Below are 23,581 nucleotides of genomic sequence, written 5' to 3' on the forward strand. Positions count from 1 at the left end.
TGGGTTCGGCATTGATCAAAATACGAACTGCTTTGTCAGCGTGCTTTTCGTGTTGTGTGATTGGGTTCAAAGCTTGCATGTGACTGGTTGCTCAGGGCTGCGGCTAACTGCGAAAAGAGCTTTAAAAGGCTATCAGGAATAACCACTATTCTCGTCTATCAGAGAACAGACACTCCCCCAATTACCATTATGAGCGATTGAAGTGATGAGTGATCGATGTACCGTTTTCCGTTTTATTCTTTTTAGTGCCCTCTTTTTTACCAGTCAGGTTTTCAGCAATCAGGTTAGCGCCCTTACTCGATTCAATCTGATCAATGCCGAGTCCGGCGCTGTGGTGCAATCGAATATCGCACCGTCACAGCAGATTGTGCTGGGTGATGTGTCGGCCTTTAATGTCAGTGTGCAGATTACGGATCTTAAGTACGACCGGATCCATTTCTTCACCTCCAATGGACACAGCCAGACAGAAAGCGTGGCACCCTATGCCCTGTGCGGTGATATCAACGGCCGTTACCTGGATTGTTCCGCCCGGGCCGGTTTTACCAGTGACTTTACGCTTACCGCCCAAGCCTATTCAGGCAATGCCCCGGTGGGCAGTGCCGCTTCCATTCGTGTGTTGGTGCAGCAACCGCAACCGACACCGGTAGCCGACGCCTATTTCGGCTTGGTGGACGCCAACACCAACCAGGTGACGAGTACACTGGCCAGTGGCAGTCAGTTGGCTTTACCCGACAACGCAAAATTCAATGTTAATGTGCGTTTTCTGAATATCACCTACGATCGTGTGCGCTTCACCACCACGGGCGGCGCCGTGCGGGAGGAGGGTGTTTCGCCCTATGCGGCCTGCGGTGATAACAACGGGGATTATTTTAGTTGTTCCGGAGTATCGGGTTTTGCCGGTAATTTCGTGCTGTCGGCACAGGCCTACTCGGGTGGCTCACCGGTTGGCGAGCCCGCCACCTTGTCGGTTGCAAGGGGGGCGTCTGGTGGCGGCTCTGCGCAAGCCACGTTTGGGTTGATTGATGCGGATACGGATGTGCCGTTGGCCTCATTTTTCCCCGGCAGCCAGGTTGTGTTGCAGCAGAACTCGGCGTTCAATTTCAATGTGCAGTTCTCCGGTGTTGCCTATGATCGAGTGAAATTCAATACGTCCAATGGCAGCAGTCGGCAGGAAGGCGCGGCGCCTTACGCGGCATGTGGTGATTACAGCGGCAATTATCTCAGTTGCACTGGGTTTTCCGATGATTTCACCCTCACTGCCCAGGCTTTTTCCGGCACTAAGCCGGTCACCATGCCCGCCACCATAACCGTATTGGTTCGTGACTCGGTTGATGATTTCACCGGCGGCGATCTGCAGCCACCGGTGGTGACAACCCAGTCCGGTAATCAGGTTGTTTCCGAAGGCAGTGACGTGGTCTTGCGTATCTCGGCCATGGGCTCCGGCATTCTCTATCAGTGGTATCGGGATGGGGTGAGCATTCCGGGTGCCACCGCCAATGCGCTGTCATTGAACGACGTCGACAGTGACGATGGTGGCAGTTATTACTGCGTTGCCAGTAATGCCGCCGGTAGTACGCGCAGTGGAACCATCACCGTGAATGTGCTGGCGGTTGCGGGCAGTGCCGATGTGGCGATTTCATGGAGCGCGCCTTCGTCCCGGATGGATGGCAGTTGGTTGAGTCAAACCGAGATCGATACCTACCGAATTTATTATGGGTTAACGTCGGAGTCCGGATACAGCAATATGATCGAAGTGGATGGCAGCAACACCAGAGCGGTGTTGCAGGATCTGACGTTTGGTGAATACAAATTCGCATTATCCACAGTGGACATCAACCGCCTTGAAAGCAGCCTGTCTGAGCTGTATGTGCTCCGTGTGCAGTAACCACGGCTGTCTTCATTGGTTTATCGTGCGTTAATCAGTGATAAGAACTCAGTGCGGGTTGCCTGATTGTCGCGGAATGTACCCAGCATGGCGGAAGTTTTCATTACGGAGTTCTGTTTTTCCACACCGCGCATCATCATGCACATGTGTTGAGCTTCAATCACGACACCCACCCCTGCAGCGTTCACCACATTCTGAATGGTTTCAGCAATCTGGGTGGTGAGCTGCTCCTGGATTTGCAGCCGGCGCGCATACATATCCACAATGCGGGCGATTTTGGATAAGCCCAATACCTTGCCGGAAGGAATGTAGGCGACGTGGGCCCGGCCGATAAACGGCAACAGGTGATGCTCGCACATGGAATAAAGTTCAATGTCTTTCACCACCACCATTTCACTGGCATCCGAGGGGAACAAGGCATCGTTGATGACGTCGTCCAGATTCTGATGATAACCTCGAGTCAAGTACTCGAACGCCTTGGCGGCACGCTCTGGTGTTTTCTCCAGGCCGGGGCGGGATAAGTCCTCGCCAATGGCATTAATAATGGCTGCAAAATTTTCTTTCATTAGCGTAATCTCGGTTGCCTGCTCAGTGTCAGTGGTTAGTGGTTAATGGTGTAAATTCAGCTGGTCCGGCGTGTCGACATCCAGAATAACTCCGGGGTCGGTAACCGGTATTTCCCTGGGGGCGATACCGGTTAAAATCGCCCGTCCACCCCGCTCACCCTGCAAGGATTCAAACGCTGCAAAATGGTCGCGTTGAAAACCCACCGGGTGCCCCCAGCGGCCATTAAAAACCGGTACGACCGCACGGTTGGTTTGCAGTGCCCGGTTAATTTGATTCAGGGTGCCGTGCCGAACCCAGGGCATATCCCCCAGCGCGATCAGCGCGGCATCCCATCCGTTGCTGTGTGCCTGTTGCACGCCCAGTGCCAGGCTATCGCCCATACCTGCGGCTTGATCTGGGTGTGCCCGCTCCGGCAGCACTATCACCTCGGCCCATTGCTGTACCTGCTGGCGCAACCCGGCGGATAACGTTGGGCTCGCCACCACCAATATAGGGGTAGCGAGGGGCGCGTATTGCTGCACCGTATGCAGCAGCATGGGGGTGTCCCCGATCAATGCCTCGCGCTTGTCGCTGCCGAATCGTTCGCCACGGCCGGCCGCCAGGATGATAACACCGGTGTTATTCACCGGGTGCCCTGTGCCTGTGGTGGGTGGCGCAGGGCGGTGCGCCTGATTTCAGTGAGCTCAGCCAAAATAGCGACAGCGATTTCCGGTGCCGTTTTGCTACCGATGGCGAGCCCCACCGGAGCATGCAGACGCGCCAGTTGTTGGGGCGACAGATCCAGTTGCTGCAGTCGTTGCAGGCGTTGGTTGGTGGTTTTGCGGGATCCCAGCGCACCCACGTAAAAATTATTCTGGGTCAGTGCTTCCATCAGCGCCATGTCGTCAATGCGGGGGTCATGGGTGAGGGTGATCACAATGCTAAAAGGATCGTTTCCTTGTTCCCGTACTACATCATCCGGCATGCCATGGATACACAGAACCTCGGTGTCCGGGCCTAACAGATGAGCCTGAAAATCCTCCAGCTTTTGGGCCCGCGGGTCGGTCACCAGCACCCGGTAATCCATCATGGTTGCCATCTGTGCCAGGCTGGCGGCCAGTTGCCCGGCACCAACCAATAGCAGGGTATAGCGCGGGCCATACACCTGGGCACAGTGGTGTTCATCCATGGTGAGGGCCTCGAATTGCGCTACCGGTTCAAGCCACATTCGACCGCTGTTGAGTGCCACCGTGCGTTTTATGCATTTACGCTCATTCAGCCGGTTGTTAATAGTGATGAGATCAGGAAGCGAGGTTTTGTCTATCTTTTCGATCAGCACGGTCAGGTGTCCGCCGCAGGGCAAGCCCAGGCGCGCGTTGTCATCAGCGTTCAAGCCATAGCGTACGGTACAGGGGAGGGTTGTGTACTCTCCCCCCAGGAGCTGTTCCAGCAGCTCCTCTTCCACGCAGCCGCCGGACAGGGACCCCACCACCTGGCCGTGATTGTTGCAGGCCATCAAGGAGCCCACCGGGCGAGGTGATGAGCCATGGGTGGCAACGATGGTACATAACCAGGCGGCGTGGTGTTGTTCCACCCAGCTTTGTAAGGTGTGGAGAACCTGATGATCCAGACTGTGCATAGAACCTGTTGATCCTTTCTCTTCTGTTTCTCTATTTTGAACGGATTTACCCCAGTTGACACCATAATTGGAAATCAAGCACTTGTGAAAGTGTTAATCCGGGCTGACCGCGCTCTGCCTGTCGTTTTCATATGATCAACAGTGGTGTACAATAGCGACATAATAACAAATATTCCGGGGCCCACAAATCATGACCCGACTTAAACTATCCCTCATTGTTGGCAGCGTTGTGGCTGTCCTGCTGGCTGCGGCGGCCGGCGGCTGGTTTTACTACATCATGGCGCCCCAGCCCACCGTGACGCTGCCCGGCCTGTCCTATTCCGTAGCGGAATCCGATATAGACTCTTTGTTGAACTATTCAGAGGCGCGGGCGGTGCTGGAGCGACACGTGCCGGGCCTCACCGGCCTGCGCCAGATCGACGTGGCCCGCCCACTGACACTGGAGGATATTCAGCCCTATTTTCCGCAGATGATTACCGATGGCCGGCTGGCCGCCATTGATGCAGAACTGAGGCAGTTGGAAGGGTCGAATGTGGTGGTTTACACCACCGGTTCCACCCTGGTGGGGGTGATACTGGATGATCCCGAAGCACGGGATATTGTAGACAGCTACCTGCCGGGATTCTCAACGCATCCGGATATCGGCCAGGGGCGCGGCTTTACCCTGAATTTCATGCAGAAATTTGACCGTGAGGCGATTACCGATGCCAAGCTGGAAAAAATAAATGCTGACTTTGAAGCGTTGGCCAGAAAGAGGGCGGGGTTGGAATGAAAAAGCTGACGTTTACGGTCAACGGGCAGGCGCAATCGCTGGATATTGATCCCAGCACGCCACTGTTATGGGTGTTACGGGATCATCTGCAAATGACCGGCACTAAATTCGGTTGCGGCGCCGGCCTGTGTGGCGCCTGCACGGTGCATTTCAACGGTGCCGCCGTGCGCTCCTGTCAGATTCCGGCTGCAGCGGTGGCCGGTGCGGATATCCGCACGATTGAGGGCCTGTCGGAAGCCGGTGATCACATCCTGCAAACCTTGTGGGTGGAGTTGAATGTGCCCCAGTGTGGGTATTGCCAGTCCGGGGTTTTGATGGCCGCAGCAGACCTGCTTAAGCGTACGCCGGATCCCACCGATGAGGAGATCGACGCTCACATCTCCAACCTCTGCCGCTGCGGTACTTATCCACGCATCAAGGTTGCGATTCGGCGGGCGGCACAGGAGCTGAAGGCATGAAACAGAACGTTTTGCAGAAAAAGCATCTGACCCGGCGGCAATTCCTGGTGTCGGCCTCGGCTTTGGCGGGGGGGCTGTCCCTGCGATTGCTGCCGGTTGCCGGCCTGGCGTCCGCCACCGCAGCCGCCCAGGACAACGCAGGGGAGCTGTCGCCCTGGTTGGTGATTCAGCCGGACGATACCGTGGTGGTAACTGTGCCCACTCCGGAAATCGGCAATGGCGCCTCTACGCAGCAGGCCATGAATATTGCCGAAGAACTGGAGTGTGCCTGGAGCAAGGTCCGGGTGGAGTTTGCCTCTTACAGCCGCGAGTATCGCACGCCCGGCAGTTACGCGGTGGGCCTGCAGCCGTTCTTCGGTGGCCACAGTACCGATCACGCCCGCATGCCCTATACCCTGCAACTGGGGGCCAGCGCCCGTGAGCGCCTGAAAATGGCCGCGGCATTGCGTTGGGGTGTGCCGGTTGCCGAGATCACAGCCCGGGACAGTGTGCTGACCCATGTACCCAGTGGCCGTACAGTGCGTTTTGGTGAAGTGGCCCTGGCTGCGGCCGCCGTGCAGTTGGAATCCGAACCTGCACTGAAACCACAGAGTGACTGGCGCCTGTTGGGCAAAGGTAAACCCCACAAACTGCAGCTGCCGGATGTGGTGCGGGGCACAGCCGTTTATGGCATGGATGTGATCTTGCCGAACATGGTGTACGCCGCGGTGCTGCAGTGCCCCGTGCACGGCGGCTTACTGAAAAGCCATGACCCTGATGCGGTACTGGGCATGCCTGGTGTGAAAGCGGTGGTGGTGATTGATCCGGCGGCAACGGTGGGCTCGCCGGTGCCGGCGGACCCTACCTTCGGCTTTGAAGGCTCGCAATGTCACAGTGGCGTTGCGGTGATCGCAGAGCATTACTGGCAGGCGAAAACAGCCCTGGATGCATTGCCGGTGACTTGGGCTCCGGGCCTGGGAACCTTCTGGGAGTCGGAGAAGAAAATCCACCAGCGCCAGGATAAGGTATTGCAAAAGTGGGGTGGCGCGGCACTCACCAAGGCCGGTGATGTGAACGGTGTGCAGGCGGCCACAACGGTTGAAGCCACTTATCGCACGCCGTTTTCTGAGCATGCGGCCATGGAGCCGCTGAACGGCACGGCTCAGTATACCGAGAGCAGCCTGGAGCTTTGGCATCCCACGCAGGACATGCAACAGGCATTCTGGGTGGCGGTGGATGAGTCGGGGCTGGCACCGGAGCACGTGCACTTTCACCAGACCATGGTGGGAGGTGGCTTTGGCCGCCGGGTGATTGGCGATGATGTGCGTACGGTGGTGGCGGTAGCCCGCCAGTACCCCGGAGTGCCGGTAAAGGTCATTTGGTCGCGGGAGGAAACCACGCGCCAGGGATCGTACCGCACCATGCTGGCCGCCCGTTACAAGGCCGGGTTGGACGAGCAGGGGATGCCCCTGTCGCTGCAGAGTGAAACCTGCTTCAGCGGTATGGAGTTAAGCCTGGGTTATACCGACATGGCGTACGCCGCTGCCGGTGCCATCCCCAATGTGCGCATTGCCACCAGCAAACTGCCCTTGCACATTGCCACCGGTGCCTACCGGGCCCCCTGTTACAACTCCCATGCATTCACTGTGGAAACCTTCATTGATGAGTGTGCGGTTGCCGCGGGGATTGATCCGCTGCAATACCGTCTCAGGCTGTTGGCAAACTGGGATCCGGCCTGGTCGGACTGCCTGAGAATTGCAGCGGAAAAAGCCCACTGGGGTCAAGCATTGCCGCCGGGGCAAGGCCGCGGAATTGCCATCAGTAACTGGCCGCATTCAGGATCAAAGCAAGCGGGCTCAACCGTGTGTGCGGTGGCGCGGGTTGAGGTGACCCCCGCAGGCAAGTTGATCGTTCATCAAATCGATTTCACCTTTGATTGCGGGCGGGTTGTCAATCAGGACGCGGTGTTGTCCCAGCTGCAGGGCGGGATTATTTTTGGTTTGAACATGGCGTTGAATGAAGGCTTGACGGTTAGTGATGGCGCTATCGTAGAGGCAAATTTTGACAGCCTGCCCCTACTCAAGATGGGCGACATGCCCGAGATCAATATTCACTTTGATGCGCTCTCCGGCCACGACCGGTTTGCGATTATTGGTGAGGCGCCGGTGGGGCCCATCGGCCCTGCCATCGGTAATGCCATTTTTCAGGCCACCGGCAAACGGGTGCGTTCAACACCGTTTCGCAAACAGGATTTGAGCTGGTCCTGATACGTGTATCAACGGCAAGCGTATCAGCATGGCCGCCTGCCGGGTTGCATTTTTATGATGTTTTTTTGATGCTTCTGTTATGGTTGTTTTTTTATTTGCTGTTGGGGATTTTTGCGCGACCTGGTGAGTCCAATTCATCACAGTAACTCTGACTGCGAAGGTGAATCTACGCCACATGAACGATCAGGTGGCACCAATACGTAGTATTGATGAATATTTTATTTCAATCAACGTAACAAAAGCGACCTGAAAGCTACTCTGTTCTCTCACGAAAAATTCATGAGGATTTCTCCCATGAATTCAACAATTTTTCATATTTCATCGCCATTATTGTGCCCGTCGGTGCAGTGGGGAAGTTGCATTGACACTCATTCCTACTGGGGTGTGCTGGCGCAATACAGCATTCGGCTTGGTAGTTACGAACAAAAAACTGATTTTTGACCGAGGATGTGAATATGAAATTGAAAGCTATTGCAGCTTCCGTTGCGTTGGCTGCCGTGTCTGCTACTGCAAACGCTGCCTGGGAAAACGGTGGTGGAGTGTCTTCTCCTAATGGGGAGTTGATGTTGACTATCTGGAATAATGCTACAGAAACCTCCATGTCTATGGATCTTGGAGTATCCACCGTGGATGCCACCAGCCTGGCCATCGGTACTACCTTTGCACTGGACCAAGGTGGTCTGGATCACATCAGCGCGGCTACTGCCGGTGCTGGCGATCTGTATTTCAACCTAGTAGGTTCAAACGCCGATCAGGCCAATATCGTTAACAATCCTGAGAGCTATTCTCTGTATGCCACCCAGGTGGCTCAGCCTACTCCCACATTTACCTTCGCTACCATGGGTGGTGGGATGTTGGGTCGTGTGTCCAACTACGGTCTACAGTTGCTCAACTACGGTTCTCAGTCAGCCACTTCCACTGAAGAAGATCCTACCATCCTGATGTCAGGTGGAACTCAGTACTCTGGTTTCAATGGCTACTGGGGTACTACCATGGGCGGTATGACCAACCAGGGCGTAGGGGTAATAGACTCCGCTGCCGTGGTCGGTGATTCACTGTATGCCTACAGCTTCCAGTTGTCCGATATCGCGCAGCAGGATTTCACACCTTATGCGGTTCAATCTGCCGGTTACTGGGTTGTGGATCTTGAAAGCTCCACGCTGTCCTACGTGCCGGTTCCGGCCGCAGTATGGCTCTTCGCTTCCGGCGTACTGGGTCTGGCGGGTGTAGCTCGCCGCCGTCGTCAAGCCTGATTCCCATCAGTTAATCCTGTGAGCGGGAGTCAGCCTTCCGGCTGGTTCCCCGGCACAGTAATACTCCCAATTCGACCAAGAGGTTAACATCATGAAATTGAACAAACTGGCGGTTGCAGTAGCAGCCACTGTGGCGTCTCACGCTTACGCGTTGAGCCCAACCACCACACCTGATGCAGTATTCCAGTTGTCAGGTGCCACTGCGGCTGACGTCCAGGTACAAACCTACTACTCCACACTGTGTGATATTTCCACTCAGGATAACTATGAATTTGATGGCTCCGGTACCGATGCAAGTGCCGTATTCTGCACCGTGCCAGCGTCAGCGGGTGTGTTTGCAACTGACCGCAATGTGCTGTTCCACAAGCAGAGCGGTGGTTCTATTGATGGTGTAGCACCCGTTTTCAACGTGACTCCGGTTGAAGCGGTGGATCTGAGCACCTGCACCCAGATATCTGCCAACACCGGAACCGTTGCTGGCGAATATACCTGCACCGGGACTGTACCCGCAGCGGCGATGGTTGGTATTTCTGATGTTGAACCTGAACTGTTCACCATTAGTGATAACAACGAAGCCGGTGTACAGATTAACCTGAACGCTCCCCGTAAGGTGAACACTGTGAACGCGCAAACATTTGGTGTGGTAGCATCCCCCGGTTTGCGTGACGCGTTGCAGGCGGCTCAGGGGCTGTCGGTGGGTTCTGACGAAGTCCAGGATATGCCGTCCATGTCTTCTGATCTGATTGCCAACCTGTTCTCCGGTAAAGTGGCGAACTGGTCGCAGCTGCGTGATGCGGCAGGCCTGGGCATTGATGCCAGTGCCGGTCTCAGCAATGGTGCTGTGAATATTTGTGTGCGCACACCTGGTTCCGGTACCCAGGCCCAGTTCAACGCTTATTATCTGGGTAATCCCTGTAACTACCGTGGCGCGGGCGATTACGGCTATGTGGGTTTCTCCACTGCTGTTGACAGTGACGGCGTAGAAAACAATTCGTCTGTTCCCCTGATCGGTGGTTTGTTCCCGGCTCCAGGTCCTCATATCCACAAAAACGAAGGTTCTTCCGATATGGGTAAATGTGTGACCAACGTTTCTGCAGACGGACGTTGGGCGTTGGGTGTGCAGTCGCTGGAAAAAGTGGACGAAGGTCGTACTGACCGTAACAACTTCAAGTACCTGGCAATCGACGGTGTCGCTCCTACTTTGGAAAACGTGCAGGCCGGCCTGTATCAGAACTGGGCTTCCATGACCATTCAATGGCGTACTGATGTTGTGACGCCGGGCTCCGACGCTGAAGCACTGGCAGAAAAATTTGTTGAGATCGCTCGCAATATTGATGACGTGAAAGACTTTAACCTGGGTCTGCAGACTGATGATGGCAGCACCAACAATGATAACCGTCCTGTGGGTGGCTTCAATACTCCGGAGATTCTGGTTACCGGCGGTGCCGGACCGGTAAACGTGGGCAGCCTGGTGTTTGCCGACAGCACCAACGTTCCTTCTTTCCCGTTTGATGCTTCAAATCCGGTGATGCCGTTTAATAAAGGGCTGACAGGCCAGAGTTCTTGTGCCGTTCCAACCCTGGGTTCTACCGGTATTGATGTGAGTCAGTAATACGGATTAAAGCACAGTAAAAATCCAGTAGTACAACGCCAAGACAGGAGTACCTTAGGGTGCTCCTGTTCTTGCGTTTTCTAACGGTAGAGATAGAAAGCAGATTAGTGAGAGCACTGGACAGTAGTGGGTTTTATGGTGAAGGGGATAATGCGGTTTTGGGCGGTTTGCGTGGTGGTTGTTTCGACTTCCGTTACAGCAGCCGTGCAGTATCTGGATATTTGGGAATACCGTGTACAAGGTAACTCATTGTTGGCTGATGAGCTGATTCAACGGGAGCTCGCTCCGTATCTGGGGGCGGCCAGAACACTTGAGGATGTGGAGCGGGCAGCCAAGGTATTGCAGGAATTGTATAAACGGGCGGGATATCCGGCGGTGTTTGTGGAAATACCGCCACAAACGGTGGTGCAGGGGGTGTTTCGCCTGCAGGTAGTGGAAACCCGGTTACGGCGGCTGCGAGTGTCGGGGGCCGAATATTTCCTGCCGAGTATGATCCGGCAGGCATTGCCTTCATTGCAAACCGGCAATGCCTTGAATCTGCGAGATCTGCAGGAAGATATTCAATATGCCAATGCCCTGAACCCGAATTTGAAACTGCTGCCAATGCTGAAACAGGGCCCCACTGCAAAGACCATTGAGGTTGATCTGGAAGTGGATGATCAGCTGCCCTTGTCGGGTGCGCTAGAGCTGAACGATTACAACTCGGCCAACACAACGGATGCTCGCCTGATTGGTGAGATCCAGTACAGCAATCTATGGCAGAAGCTGCATGATCTGTCTTTTCAGATACAGGTTTCTCCTGAAGACACCGACGAAGTCCAGGTGCTGGCCGGTACCTATGTGTTACCCGTTGGTTTCAAGGGCAACAAGGTGGCGCTCTACGCAGTGCTGTCGGATTCCGATGTGGCAACGGTTGGCAACACACGGGTAGTGGGTGATGGTTTCATTCTAGGCGGTCGTTATATCCACCCTTTTCAGCGTCGGGATACGGGCATCAGTACACTGATATTCGGTTTTGACTATAAGGACTTTGACGAAGCAATCAGCGTGGCCGGTACAGACGATTTGACCACGCCCATTGACTATATGGTGTTAACCAGCCAGTACAGCTCGTTCAATCGCTCCGAACAGTGGGCCGATAATCTGGGGCTGGCGCTGAAATTCGGGGTGCGGGAATTGTTTAATGAGAACGAAGAGTTCAATAACAAGCGTTCCAGGGGAGAACCCAATTTCACCGTTTTGAAACTGGACTATGAACTTAATTATTTTCTGGGGGAGGGTTGGTCGGCGCTGGGAGCTCTGAGTGCACAGTGGAGTTCGACGCCATTGGTGAGTAACGAACAGATGTCGGCTGGCGGTGTGGATACCGTCCGTGGTTACTATGAATCACAGGTGTCTGCCGATATGGGAGCGCGCCTGGGTTTTGAAATAAGCACCCCCAGTTATGCGGGCAAGTTGGGCGAATTATGGGCTTTGACTTTTTTGGAGGGTGCCTATTTGGAAAATACCGATACAGGCATTGAAGAGGAAAGTGAATTCAGGTTGGCCTCGTTCGGAATCGGGGTGCGGGCTCAGTTAAAAAAGCAATGGTTTGTAAATCTGGACGCTGGTTATCCCCTGAAGGACATTGATGAGGTTAAGCAGGGTGATGTTCGGGTCAATGCTAAGTTACGTTACGAATTCTAGGCAGTTTTGCTGCAGGTTATGATTATGTTAAAGCGATTTCTTGTACTGTATTTGGTGATTTATCTGAGTTGGCCGATCAGTTCCCTGTATGCCCGTACCTTACCGGCGCAGATGCAGCAGGCAGTGATCAGCCGTCACATCAAAGTGCCGGCTCCGGCTGCCAATGCGTTGCCCGGAACAGCCAGTGGAGATTTTGTTCGTGCCGGTGCAGCGTCCCTGACACAACAAGACAATACGCTGGTGATCGACCAGGAGACGGCTAAGGTACTGCTGGAGTGGGCTACGTTTGATATTGGATCAGGCAGCACGGTGAAGTTCAATCAGAATCCCGAAGATGTGGCCGTCAACGTAATTCAAGATGCCAGGCCCAGCCGCATATTTGGCAAACTGGTAGCGGATGGTCAGATCTATTTGTTGAACCAGAATGGCGTTATCTTTGGGGAAGGGTCCCAGGTGAATGTACGTGGGATGATCGCCGCTGCGGCAAAACTCAATGGTTACGATGACCTGGCCTCAATCAGTGAGGATCAAAAGCTAACGTTCCTGCAGAACTCGCTACTGGACGTGATTGGTGATGGTAAAGCGCTATTGGTTGTAGACGACGAGGCCATCCGCGAACTCGGTGAAGAAAATCTGCCGCGTATTATCGTGGAAAAAGGTGCGGCCATACACTCCAATGATGCACCAGTGGTGTTGGCGGGGCCGGAAGTGGAGAATTACGGGGATATTCTGGCTTCCAATTCACAGGTGGTGTTGGCAGGTGGCCGCAAAGACTTTTATCTGGCGGTGAGCGATAACGATTATGATTTGCGGGGCTATCTGGTTGAAGTCAACTCCGGTTCAGGCAGTGAGCGGGGTAAGGTGACGAACGCCGGCAGCATCGTTGCCACGCTGGGTAACGTAACCCTGGTTGGCAGCGAGATCATTCAGGCCGGTGAGATCAAGGCGACTTCGGCAGTGGATGTAAACGGTAGTATCCATATTATGGCCCGTGATCAGGCTAAAGAGGTAGGCGATTTTCAGACTCTGGCCCGCAACTCAGCTTACTGGAGTGCCGCCAATTTTGATGTGGCTCGGGAGTCTACCAACCTTAAACCCGATGGTGTGACCAGTAGTGCAGGACTGGTTCCCGATCCTCCGGCGGATCAACAAACCAATCAACGTCCTTCCACCGGTAAAGCCTTTATCGGGCGGGAAGGTGGCAGTGTCACCTTTGCGCCGGGTAGCGTTACGCAGGTTGCGGTTCAGGATCTGGATCACGGTAAACTGACGCCGTTGTTGGTGGATCATGGTGTCGACCCGGTGGCTTTTTACAAACAGTCTGAGGCGCAGCAGATCGCTCAGATAAAGAAATTGGAAAGCGATGCGGAGCGTCAGTTCCGTCTTTCAGACCACGTTAAGTATGCGACCAATCAATCTCTGCAACGTGATTCCCGCCTTCACGTGGCGGGTAAAAGCATTGATCTGCAAGAGAACAGTGTTCTGCGTGCCAAAGGTGCAAAAATTACGGAAGTAAGCGGAACCGGTGCATGGGTGAATGAGGGTGCTGCCATCAGTCTGGTTGCCAAAGAGGATCCGCTGCCGGGCAACGATGTGCGGGAAGCAAACTCAGAGGCCAGTATTACCATTGGTAAAAACGCATTGATCGACGCCTCCGGTACTACTAATACGGTATTGGAGGCGGAACGCAATGTGGTCAGCATGTTTGTTACCTCCAGTGAAGTGAAAGACAACGCGGTTCAGAAAGGGGGCGAGCTGCTGCGCAAGACGGTTGCCGTTGATATCCGCAAGGGTACGCAGCTGTTTGACTGGCGCTCGGCACTGGATACCGTACAGAAGACTGCCAGTGAACGCTCAGCGCAGGGTGGGCGCGTGGTGGTGTCCTCTACCGGCTCTGTTAACTTGGACCAGGGGGCAACGGTGGATGTCTCCGGTGGCAAGGTGACCTACCAGGAAGGCATTGCTGAGACATCCAAAGTCATTGCCAATGGGCGCCTGATGGATATTAGTGAAGCACCGGCCAACGCAACCATCGATGACGTGATTGACCTGCAAAGGTCTTCGGTGATGGATAGCAAATGGGGGGAGCGGGATTCCCATCATGCCGGCACAGTGCTGATGTCTTCCCTGAATTACTATCCAACCTATGAAGAGGGGCACGACGGGGGTTCCATTGATATCGTGGCCAACCGGCAGAGCATTGCAGACGGCATCAATCTGCGGGCGGCGCCCTATATAGGTCTGTATCAGAGGGATGACTTGGGGGCGACCGGCGGATCAGTGCACATTGATGTCGCCGGGTTGAGCGGTACCCAGAACATCTATATTCAGGACGGTATGGCGCTGATTGAAGATGATATGGAAGCGCTTTATCTCAGTGCCGATATCATAGAAAGCAGTGGCGCAGACAGCTTCAGGATTTCCGGTACGCAGTCTATTGTTCTGGAACCCGGTGTGCAGCTGGCATTGGGGCGGAATCAGGGGCTGGAGCTGGGTGCCGGTTACATTCAAATGTTGGGCGATGTGCGCAGTCTGGGAGGGGATGTTGTACTTGATGCGGCAGACTGGGTGGATGTGGCGGGCACCATCGATGTCAGCGGAAATTGGGTTAACCGGCGTCTGGATCAGGTGGAATCAAGCTCCCTGGTATCTGTGCTGGATGCCGGAACCATTGATTTTGCCGCAGGAAAAAGCCTGGTTATAGAGGATGAAGCCCGGTTAAGAGCCAACGCTGGCGCCCGATTGAGTGCTGATGGCAAGCTACAGATAGGACACGCGGGTGAGGTTGCACTGAGATTGACCGATGATGGTCGCCCCGGTGCCAGTAACGCCCCGGATCGACCGGCATTGGACATGCGGGGAAGGGTTGAGGCACTGGATAACCGGCAGGGTGGACAATTTTCGCTGGTGGCCTCGGACATTCGCATTGGGGGTGATGATCCTACCCGTCTATTGGATAGTGGTGGTGCAAACCCCGACACCGTGACCATTGCTAACCAATGGTTTGACCAGTTGCGTGTGGGCAATGTCACGTTGAGTGCCCGGGAGGGTGATATCACGCTGGGCTCGGATGCTGACATCCGCATGCATCAACACGCCTATCGTGAAAGCAACGGCACGGCAGGTACCATCAGTGGGGATTCCATTGCCGGTGCACTGGCGCATTATGAAGTACCGACCTACGAAGCCCTCGCTGGTTCATTGACCCTGCAGGCGGGAAAAACCAATTCCGTTTCCACGAAAGGCTCTGTGGTAGTGGAGCAAGGAGCCACTATTCACGGGTTGTATGGGTCTACGTTGAACCTACACGCGGACGAGGCGATCCTGTTTGATGGTACCTTCCGCTCCAAAGGTGGAGTCTTCAATGCGGTATTGGATCAGTTTGAAACAACGGATGTGCCAAGCATCGGCAACAGTATCTACCTGGGTGAAAATGCAGTGATTGATCTGGCCGCAGATATGATCTCCCGCCCCGGCGTCAATCCCGCTCCTTCCCGCGACTTGATTGCAGCAGGGCAGGTCAACCTGGAATCCAACCTGGGATACGTGCTGGTGGATGAAAGCGCAACCATCAGCTTACAAGGCGGTGTTTTCAGTGGTGTGGAAGACATTCAGGGTGTAACACGTGATGTGAATAGGGCGGCAGCGGCGGGTACCTTTAAACTAAAAGCAGACGGTGGTTTCGTGATGGCGGCGGAAGTGGATTTTGGCGCCGCTGGACAAGGTTATCGGGGGGGCGTGCTGAACTTCGATCTGTCTTCCGGCAGAGGCTACTCAGGTGGTGAACGGCCGCAGGTGCATTCGATCGTACTGGGAGCCGACCGTGGTGATGACCAGAGCAGTGCGTTCAGTTTGCTCAATGACTTGAGCCTGAATGCCGTCAGAAATGCTGACGGGTCTTTCGGAGAATTGAGTAACCTAACGAAAAACCTGGGCTTGATTGCCACCGATAACCTGGAACAAAACCATGTGCGTTCGGCTCGTCTCAATACCGACCGTTACGTGGCCAATAATAACGTTAGTCTCTCCGCCCAGAGTAATATCCGCCTGGCCAGTGATGTTGATGTATCCACATCTGAATCCCTGATCCTGGATTCGGTAGCGCTGGATCTGGCGGATCATCAGTTAAGCCTGAATTCGGCCTACGTCCAGATTGGCGACAGTGATAACCGGTCGCTGTTGACAGATCCCGCGTTAATGCCACAGGGCCTGCCGGGTAACGGTGTGGGAAGGCTTAACATCAATGGGGGTCTGGTGGACCTGTTCGGGGATCTCATTCTGTCGGGTGATGGCCAAGCCCAATTGATGGCGCAGCAGGGGCTTCGGTTGCGCTCGGTATTACTCAATAGCAACGCTTTTGATACCTTGGATGGATTGTTCAATGAATCGCTGTTGAGGGTGAACGGCAGCTTGGACATTGCAACCCCCGTTATCTGGACCGAGTCATACGCCAATGCCACGTTGTATTCGGACGGCGTCATTAATCTCAAGCGCACCGGCAATAATACCGATAGTATTCTGTCGGTAGGATCCACCTTGAAACTGGCAGGGGATGCGATCGCGGTAGACACCCGGGTTGCAGCCAGTTTCGGTGAGATTGTTCTGGATGCAACGGGCACACCGGGGAATGAGACAGCTGCTCATCAGCGCTATGGTCTGGCGTCCGGCGATCTGGTTCTGGGAGAGAATGCCGTGCTTTCGGTTGCGTCCACCGAGAACGTGCCCATGGGTAGAATCAAGGCTGATGGCGTGGAATGGGAGCTGCTGTTCAATTACCAGAACCCCACGGAAATTAACACCATCGACACTAATCCTGTGAACAAGATTGTGAGCCTGAAAGGAAACCGGGTGCTGGCGGATGCCGGCAGTGTGCTGGATGTGTCTGCGGGTGGCAGCGTGTATGGTCGTGAATTCGAAGCGGGCCTTGAAGGCTCGGTGGATATTCTGGCGGATGCCCATTACACCGAGCTGTTTGCCATCGTGCCCACCATGCGCTCAGGTTATGCTGCCTATGATCCGCTGGAATTTCGGGGCAGTGGTCTGAATGAGGAATGGGGTACGCAGTTCCAGGTCAGCGGGTCGCGGCAGATTGGCGATGGCCTCTATACTGTTCTTCCGGCTAACTACGCGTTGCTGCCCGGTGCCTATCTGGTGCGTCCTGATGGCGATCAACTGGTGCGCAGGGGTTATGCGGCGGATAACCTGAATGGTATCGAAGTGGTATCCGGTCGGGTGGTGCATGATGGTGGTCGTGGTGAGTCGCTGTGGACCGGCTTCACACTGGAGGCGGATACAGAACTGAGTAAATACGGCACCTATAACCTGACGTCAGTGGACGATTACTTTGCTGACAGTGACCTGGCGCCCGGGCGCTTACCCGGTGCGAATGGTGGCGTGGGTATTGATGTTATCCAGCAGTTGGACTTTGATGCAATGGTGCGGGGTTCCTCACGTTCCAAAGTCGGCACCTTTGTTGATATTACTTCACCCGGAGACATTCTGGTTGGTGACAATCCGAACCGGTCACTGGAGGATACACTGCAGTTATCGGCTTCGCTGTTTGATCAAATCGGTGCAGGCTCCATCTTACTGGGTGGCAACAGGACCTGGCAGGACGGTGGCTGGGCAATCGATGATGAACGTAATCTCACTAGTGATATCATGGTTGACGATTCGATCTCGGGTGACGAAATTTTACTGGTGTCTGCAGACACCATAAATCTGGGCAGCGCGGTGGAGATCTCGGCCACTGGTACCGCGTCCTATCGTGGTAACGCCTGGGATATCAGTGAAGCGGGCGCTGCCTTGCTCACATCAAATTCGTCGGACAGCCAGTTTCTGCTGGATGATCTCGCAAACATGACGGGGGTGCTGAATCTTGCTTCAGGCAGTCGTATTCAAGGCAGTGGTACCGTGGCGATTGCTCACCGTGGCAGTAATGACAGCGATGAAGAACTTGGACAAGAACGTGGGCAAGGTTTGCTCGCGGGTGTGGTGGATGCGCTAGGCGGGCGCCTACAGGTGTTTGCCAACGAATTGACGCTGGGCGATGCCTCGACTGCTGACGCAAACCTGGATACAGCGATATTGACCACGGCCAGTAACTTGGAGTTGCGATCCGGCGACGTGATGCGATTTGCAAATGATCTGACTCTCGACCTGAATACATTGCAATTGGCTGCCAACAGTGTGGCCGTGGCGGAAAACAGTCGGGTTGAGCTGCGTGCCAATGAGCAGGCGACGATTCAGGCTGGCGCAGGTTCCATCACCAATGGAAGTATAGCGGCGGGATCATCTCTGCTGGTGGCGGCGGATACGCTGAACATTCAAGGCAGCGATGGAGAGCAGGCCGCCGGGATCAGTCTGCTGGCGGAGCAAGTGGAGCTTGGCGGAGGCAATCTGGTCAATCTGACCGGCCGCCTTAGTTTGCGGGCTGGTTCAGGTCAGGGCGGGCTTGTAGTGGATTCTCCATTATTGGGATCACGCCAGGCAGGCGCCCGTATTGAACTTGCAACTGAGGGAGATCTGGTGCTGCGCAACAGTGATGGTCAAGCGGCCATACCTGCGGAGTTGGCGGCGCTGGCGCCCGGTCATAGTATTCGCTTGTTCGGTGATGCTGTTGAACTGGACACAGCCATTGCCAATCGCAGTGGTATCACCACACTGGTTGCAGACAGTGGCCAACTCACTTTGGGCGGGGAGGCGTACATTGACGCCAGTGCGTATCGGCAGACCTTCCTCGACGAAACGATAACCGGGCCAGCGGGAATAATCAGTCTGCGTGCCGCCCAGGATATAACAATCGAGGAAATGAGTGCGTTTGACTATGGTGATGAGGGGCAGAGTGCGAATGATGGGGTACTGGAGATCATTGCCGGCGACAAACTGGATCTGGCGTCAGTGCAGAACCTCAAGCTGGGAAATGGTGGTGTTGATTTACGGATACAGGCGCAACGGTTTGCGCAAGCGCAAACGGACAGCAACGGGCTGTCGGAACTGGATGCCATCACCGGGCTCAATGCAGCTGGTGCCAATGGTGATCTTGAACTGATTCTTACCGGTGTTGGCAGCAATCTGAATCTGTTAGAGGGGCAGCATGACCTGGCTGCTGAGTCATTCTATCTTGCAGCTGCCCGTGGCAGCTTGACGGTTGCCTCTGATCTTGCAGCAGCTAATGCCCAGCATCAATCCGGGCTGTTTGGACAGCAGGGTTTGTCGCTCGGGAACACGGCAAGTATCACCGTCTCTCAGTCTGAAGCTGGTGGTGCTCCCTTGCTATTGCACAGTGGAAACGGTGCATTGGTGGTGTCTGCAGGGGCGCGCTTGAATCTGGAGAGTGGATTGGAGGTGATGCTACCGGCGAGTGCTGCCGGTGTTGGCGATGTGGTGATCAGCAATAATGATGTGATTGGCGCAGCGGGCATCGATGTGTTTGGGGTCAGCACCTTTGCCAGTGATAATGTACCCACCCTGAGCCAGGAACTGCAGAGCAGCCTGGCAGCGCTGGATGGTTTGAGCCCCACTGACTTCATTTCGGTGCAGGCGGGCGTGGATCCGGTTGCGCTACGGTTACGGCCGCAACTGGATATCGTCAGTGATGCTGATCTGGTGATTGGGGAGCCGGGGCAGGCATTGGATTTGATGAGCTATCGCACAGCGACGGGTGATCCCGGACGGGTGTCGTTTCGGGCCCGAGAGGGTATTACTGTTCAGGGGGGTATCAGTGATGGTGTCCGTGGACTGCTGTCGAATTTGAGTCCCGCGGGAATCACTTTTGATTACACCGATGACCTGAATCAGTCTGCGGCCGCCGTGCCGGTATTGGCCGCTGATGAGTCCTCCAGCCTTCAGTTGACCGCCGGTGTTGCCGAGGGGTCAGCGATGAATCGGAGTCTGCGTCTTGGTTCCGCCGACATTCTGCTGCGGAACAACAGCTATGTTCGTACTGGCACCGGTAACATCGATGTGCAGGCGTCCGGTGACCTGCTGCAGGAAGGCACATCCTATATTGCCACCTTGGGACGCAATTTCAAGCTGGATTCTGCCGGGCTTCCCGCTTGGGGCGATCTAGATTACCTGTCCGGTATCACTCCCGGTTCCGACCCATCTCTTTGGTTGTTGTATGGAAAATTCGGTGGCTTTGGTGTGCAGGGTGGCGATATCCGTCTTGCCGTGGGAGGTGATCTGCAAGGCAATAGCGCTGGGATCACCAGCGCGGATTATATGATCCGTTACAACACTGAGGACGATGTGAGTGTACTTGGGATAGATTATAGCAACATCACCTCCTGGTATGCCGCCATAGGTGATTTGCGCGGTGGTGTGAATGCCGTAGGTGGCGGGTCCATTGCTGCGCAGGTTGGTGGGACGGTGTATGCTGCCGGCTTTGCTGCGCCCAGCCAGGGTGTTAGCCAGTCACTGGAGCTTGCCGGTGGTGATATTGACCTGTCCGCCCGGGCGGATGTTAATAACGGTTATTATCACGTTGATAACGGTCGGTTGAAGTTGCTGGTCCGTGGGGCGCTTGCTGACAGCCTGTTTATCGGCTCGGAAGCCGATGCGGAGATTACTACCATCGGGCAGCTGGATTTCGGCGGTATGATCAATACCTTCATGCTGCCGGGGGATCTCAGACAGTCGGCCCAGCCTTTCGTTAATCCGTCGCTGATAGATCAACTGTCCTCTTATTATTTCAAAGGCTACGATTCCAGTTCATTGCAACTGACCAGTGTTGCCGGTGACTTAAACCTATTGGCGGATATGGAATCCAACAGCGGGTTGAAGCGTCATTTTCCACGTTTTTCTTCTGCTTATGAACAGCTGTTGCCAGCTTACTATGTCTTGCCCAGCAGGGTGGGGGTGGCGGCTCTTGCCGGTAGTGTGAACATTGATGAAAGGAATATTCCGCTGGCAACCGGTTCGCTTACATTGTCCACCAATGTGCTCACCCTGTTTCCTTCCACTTCATCCCGTATCAAACTCTATGCTGCAAACGGCATCAAAGCGCGCGCGACTGCGGCGAATGTGAATGAAAGTCTGGAAATCTACCTGCCGGATTTTCTGCCTCAGGATCTGCCTTCCATGGAGAATCCGGTGAATTCCCTGCGCAGCCGGGGACAGGTGGCGGGAATTCTGCTGCCCTATGGTATGAACTCGGATAATCTGCAGTTCAATCATCGCAGTTCCCGGATTGAGCGAGATGAGTCCATTGCCAGCAGGATTGTTTCCCTGTCCGGTGGGATCGGCTCGGAAGACGAAGCCATTATGTTCCGGTTGCCACACCGGGTGGAGGCCTATTCCGGTGCTGACATGACCAATGCCAGTTTCGTTTTGCAGCACAATAACGATAATGATCTCAGCACGATCGTTGCTGCCGGCGACATTCGTTTTACTCTGGATAGTCGGGGTAATAACCTGACCACCACAGGGGGAACTCAGGTGATTCAGGTGGCCGGGCCTGGTGATCTGCTGATGCAGGCTGGTGGCAATGTTGAACTTGGTGCATCCCGTGGCATTCTTTCCATTGCCAATGATGAGAACCGGAATCTGTCTGCCAACGGAGCCTCTCTGCACGTATACGCCGGCCTACGTAACACTCTCTATTCTGATTCCTTCAACCTCGAGGGATACCGTAATCTGGTGGGGGATGGAATTACCAACAACAACGAAATAGCACTGTTCAGATCGCAACTGGGGGCATCTCAGCGGCAGCAGGCCAGCTTCATTGATCTGGCAGAATCCCTGTTGAACAGCGCCGCACCCGATTCGGATAACACGGATTACGACCTCTACCTGATCCTGGCCGAGGTGCTTTCCAGTGCGACCGGTGATCGATATGAGTCTGCCCAGCTTGACCTCAACCTGAGTGCCATGCGCCGTGATTTTGCGGAACTGGAAGTCTCCCTGCAGCAGCGTTTGGCAGTGAACTTTGTTAAGCAGGTGGTGATGAAGCAGCCGGATCGGTTGGTGGTGGGTGCCGGTGATCTATTTACTTTACCGGCCATTGGGGATTCCGGACTGCAATCAGGGGCAGCGCGCAGCAATCTGTTCCGGTCGTACCTGGAAAGCGCGGGCAGTTTTATTGCCTTGGATTACCTGCAGGGAGCCAATAGAACGCAAGATTTTCTGGCCCTGGCGGATAACAGAACGCTGGAACAGGTGGCCCAGTTACCTGCTTGGCAGCAATTGCAGTTGGCGGCCACCGCATTCAACCAATTGGACGCAGGCAAGCAATTGCTGGTGGCTGAGTCCGTTATGTTGCATCACAACGCGGCGGCAGCGGAAGAAGGGGCTGCTGCCGGTAGCGCTGTGTTCAACTTCGAACGGGGTTATGTAGCGCAACGGCAGTTCTTTGGTTCAGACTATGATCTGGCCCTGCGTGGTATGGATCTGAAGTCTGCCATGATTGATATCAGAAGCAAAAGCCCGGGAACACTGCAGAACATGCTGTCGGCGCATGAAGATTTTCGCCGTGGGGTGATTGACCGTGACGCGCTTGACCGTCGCTTGCTGCAGTTAAGTCGCCTGGATTTCAGTGCAATGGATTCGCAGATGGTTGTGGATATTATCCAGGGCACCCAACAGTTGGAAGATTTCAATCTGGGTGGCCCGAGCACCACCGACCTGCAGTCACTGGGAGCATTGCTGGCGTCGTGGCAGCAGGATGCTGGCGTTGATTTTGCCTTTCCTGCCGGGGTGGCCGGAGGGGGCAATATTGATATGCGGTTCTCAACCATCCAGACCCGTTCCGGTGGCGACATAGGCCTGTTTACGCCTGCCGGCAGTACCGATGTGGGCGTATCGCAATCCCTGGTGGATGCCCTGGGCTTCGACAAAAGCAATGGGGAACTGGGTGTTTTCTCGTTGGCCAAGGGCAACATCAGTGCCGTGGTGGCGGATGCCTTCAATGTCAATGAATCCCGTGTGATTCCTGCGGCCGGGGGGGATATCAACCTGTGGTCGGTGTTTGGTGATATTGACGCCGGGCGTGGCGCCAAGACTGCAGTGGCGGCACCAGCCACCACCTTCACAGTGCATCCGGAAACCGCCGCTGTGACCTTCATCGTACCTCCGACGGTGGCCGGTAGTGGTATTCAGACGCGCTCCAGCCGGGTGGCCTCTAGCGCTAAACCCTCCAACACAGAACGTTATTTCAGTATCGCCGAAGGCGTAGGGTCCATTGCTCTGGCCACCCCGCTGGGCATCGTTGATGCCGGTGAAGCTGGTATTCAATCGGCCGGTGACCTGTTTCTGGGGGCTGCTAAAGTCAGCGGGGCAGATAACATCAGTGTGGGGGGCATATCAACCGGGGTACCCACCGCCACCAGTATCAGTGCCGATGTGGGGGGGCTGGGCTCAGCGGTTGACGCTGCCACCAATTCTATCCAGGAAAGTGCTGAGAAGGCGGCTGCTGAACAAGCCAGGCAGAATGCGGCTTTCGTCACCATCGAGCTGCTCTGACAGGGGGCCGGGCCCTCAGCCAAT

The 23,581-nt window shown here is 55.1% G+C and carries 11 protein-coding genes; 8 read left to right on the top strand and 3 right to left on the bottom strand.

The window, feature by feature from the left end; all coding sequences use genetic code 11:
- Nucleotides 1-205 precede the first annotated feature (205 nt).
- Entirely contained in the window at nt 206-1,885 is a 1,680-nt protein-coding gene (locus D9N13_RS02380; RefSeq protein WP_290585383.1) for an immunoglobulin domain-containing protein, read from the top strand.
- Between the two features lie 20 nt (nt 1,886-1,905).
- On the opposite strand, the gene folE is transcribed toward D9N13_RS02380, so the two are convergent.
- The 3 genes from folE to D9N13_RS02395 are packed head-to-tail and all read right to left on the bottom strand — an operon-like array spanning nt 1,906 to nt 4,070.
- A complete protein-coding gene (gene folE, locus D9N13_RS02385) occupies nt 1,906-2,451 on the bottom strand; it encodes a GTP cyclohydrolase I FolE (protein WP_290585385.1) in 546 nt (181 codons plus the stop codon).
- Between the two features lie 42 nt (nt 2,452-2,493).
- The gene (locus D9N13_RS02390) at nt 2,494-3,078 is read right to left on the bottom strand and encodes a nucleotidyltransferase family protein (RefSeq protein WP_290585387.1); all 585 of its coding nucleotides are present in this window, start codon (nt 3,076-3,078) and stop codon (nt 2,494-2,496) included.
- Nucleotides 3,075-4,070 (bottom strand): XdhC family protein, encoded by a 996-nt coding sequence (locus D9N13_RS02395; protein ID WP_290585389.1) that lies wholly within the window; start codon nt 4,068-4,070, stop codon nt 3,075-3,077. The genes D9N13_RS02390 and D9N13_RS02395 overlap by 4 nt, the downstream gene beginning before the upstream one ends.
- Before the next feature lie 190 nt (nt 4,071-4,260).
- On the opposite strand from D9N13_RS02395, the gene D9N13_RS02400 reads away from it, so the two are divergent.
- The 7 genes from D9N13_RS02400 to D9N13_RS02430 all read left to right on the top strand — a co-directional run bounded on the left by D9N13_RS02400 (nt 4,261) and on the right by D9N13_RS02430 (nt 23,557).
- Entirely contained in the window at nt 4,261-4,842 is a 582-nt protein-coding gene (locus tag D9N13_RS02400; protein WP_290585391.1) for a hypothetical protein, read from the top strand.
- Complete coding sequence (locus tag D9N13_RS02405; protein WP_290585394.1) at nt 4,839-5,300, top strand: (2Fe-2S)-binding protein; 462 nt, start codon at nt 4,839-4,841, stop codon at nt 5,298-5,300. The genes D9N13_RS02400 and D9N13_RS02405 overlap by 4 nt, the downstream gene beginning before the upstream one ends.
- Nucleotides 5,297-7,546: a xanthine dehydrogenase family protein molybdopterin-binding subunit gene (locus D9N13_RS02410; protein WP_290585397.1), complete on the top strand. Its 2,250-nt coding sequence runs from the start codon at nt 5,297-5,299 to the stop codon at nt 7,544-7,546. Before D9N13_RS02405 ends, D9N13_RS02410 begins: the two co-directional genes overlap by 4 nt.
- A 455-nt stretch (nt 7,547-8,001) precedes the next feature.
- Nucleotides 8,002-8,799, top strand: a complete 798-nt coding sequence (locus D9N13_RS02415; protein ID WP_290585400.1) for a VPLPA-CTERM sorting domain-containing protein — start codon at nt 8,002-8,004, stop codon at nt 8,797-8,799.
- A gap of 91 nt (nt 8,800-8,890) precedes the next feature.
- The gene (locus tag D9N13_RS02420) at nt 8,891-10,411 is read left to right on the top strand and encodes a hypothetical protein (RefSeq protein WP_290585402.1); all 1,521 of its coding nucleotides are present in this window, start codon (nt 8,891-8,893) and stop codon (nt 10,409-10,411) included.
- A gap of 171 nt (nt 10,412-10,582) precedes the next feature.
- Nucleotides 10,583-12,097, top strand: coding sequence for a ShlB/FhaC/HecB family hemolysin secretion/activation protein (locus D9N13_RS02425; RefSeq protein WP_290585404.1), 1,515 nt, complete (start codon nt 10,583-10,585; stop codon nt 12,095-12,097).
- 24 nt (nt 12,098-12,121) lie between these two features.
- Nucleotides 12,122-23,557 carry a filamentous haemagglutinin family protein gene (locus D9N13_RS02430; RefSeq protein WP_290585407.1) on the top strand — a complete coding sequence of 3,812 codons (11,436 nt, stop codon included), beginning with the start codon at nt 12,122-12,124 and terminating at the stop codon, nt 23,555-23,557.
- Nucleotides 23,558-23,581: the final 24 nt, after the last annotated feature.

Origin of the sequence: Ketobacter sp. GenoA1, from assembly GCF_003671475.1 — a bacterium.
Lineage (GTDB): Bacteria > Pseudomonadota > Gammaproteobacteria > Pseudomonadales > Ketobacteraceae > Ketobacter.

Bases quoted from the DNA above. Each gene is read 5' to 3' on its own strand.
- D9N13_RS02415 (WP_290585400.1), top strand. From the start codon at position 8,002: ATGAAATTGAAAGCTATTGCAGCTTCCGTTGCGTTGGCTGCCGTGTCT.
- D9N13_RS02420 (WP_290585402.1), top strand. From the start codon at position 8,891: ATGAAATTGAACAAACTGGCGGTTGCAGTAGCAGCCACTGTGGCGTCT.
- D9N13_RS02395 (WP_290585389.1), bottom strand. From the start codon at position 4,070: ATGCACAGTCTGGATCATCAGGTTCTCCACACCTTACAAAGCTGGGTG.
- folE (WP_290585385.1), bottom strand. From the start codon at position 2,451: ATGAAAGAAAATTTTGCAGCCATTATTAATGCCATTGGCGAGGACTTA.
- D9N13_RS02430 (WP_290585407.1), top strand. From the start codon at position 12,122: ATGTTAAAGCGATTTCTTGTACTGTATTTGGTGATTTATCTGAGTTGG.
- D9N13_RS02380 (WP_290585383.1), top strand. From the start codon at position 206: ATGAGTGATCGATGTACCGTTTTCCGTTTTATTCTTTTTAGTGCCCTC.
- D9N13_RS02400 (WP_290585391.1), top strand. From the start codon at position 4,261: ATGACCCGACTTAAACTATCCCTCATTGTTGGCAGCGTTGTGGCTGTC.
- D9N13_RS02410 (WP_290585397.1), top strand. From the start codon at position 5,297: ATGAAACAGAACGTTTTGCAGAAAAAGCATCTGACCCGGCGGCAATTC.
- D9N13_RS02405 (WP_290585394.1), top strand. From the start codon at position 4,839: ATGAAAAAGCTGACGTTTACGGTCAACGGGCAGGCGCAATCGCTGGAT.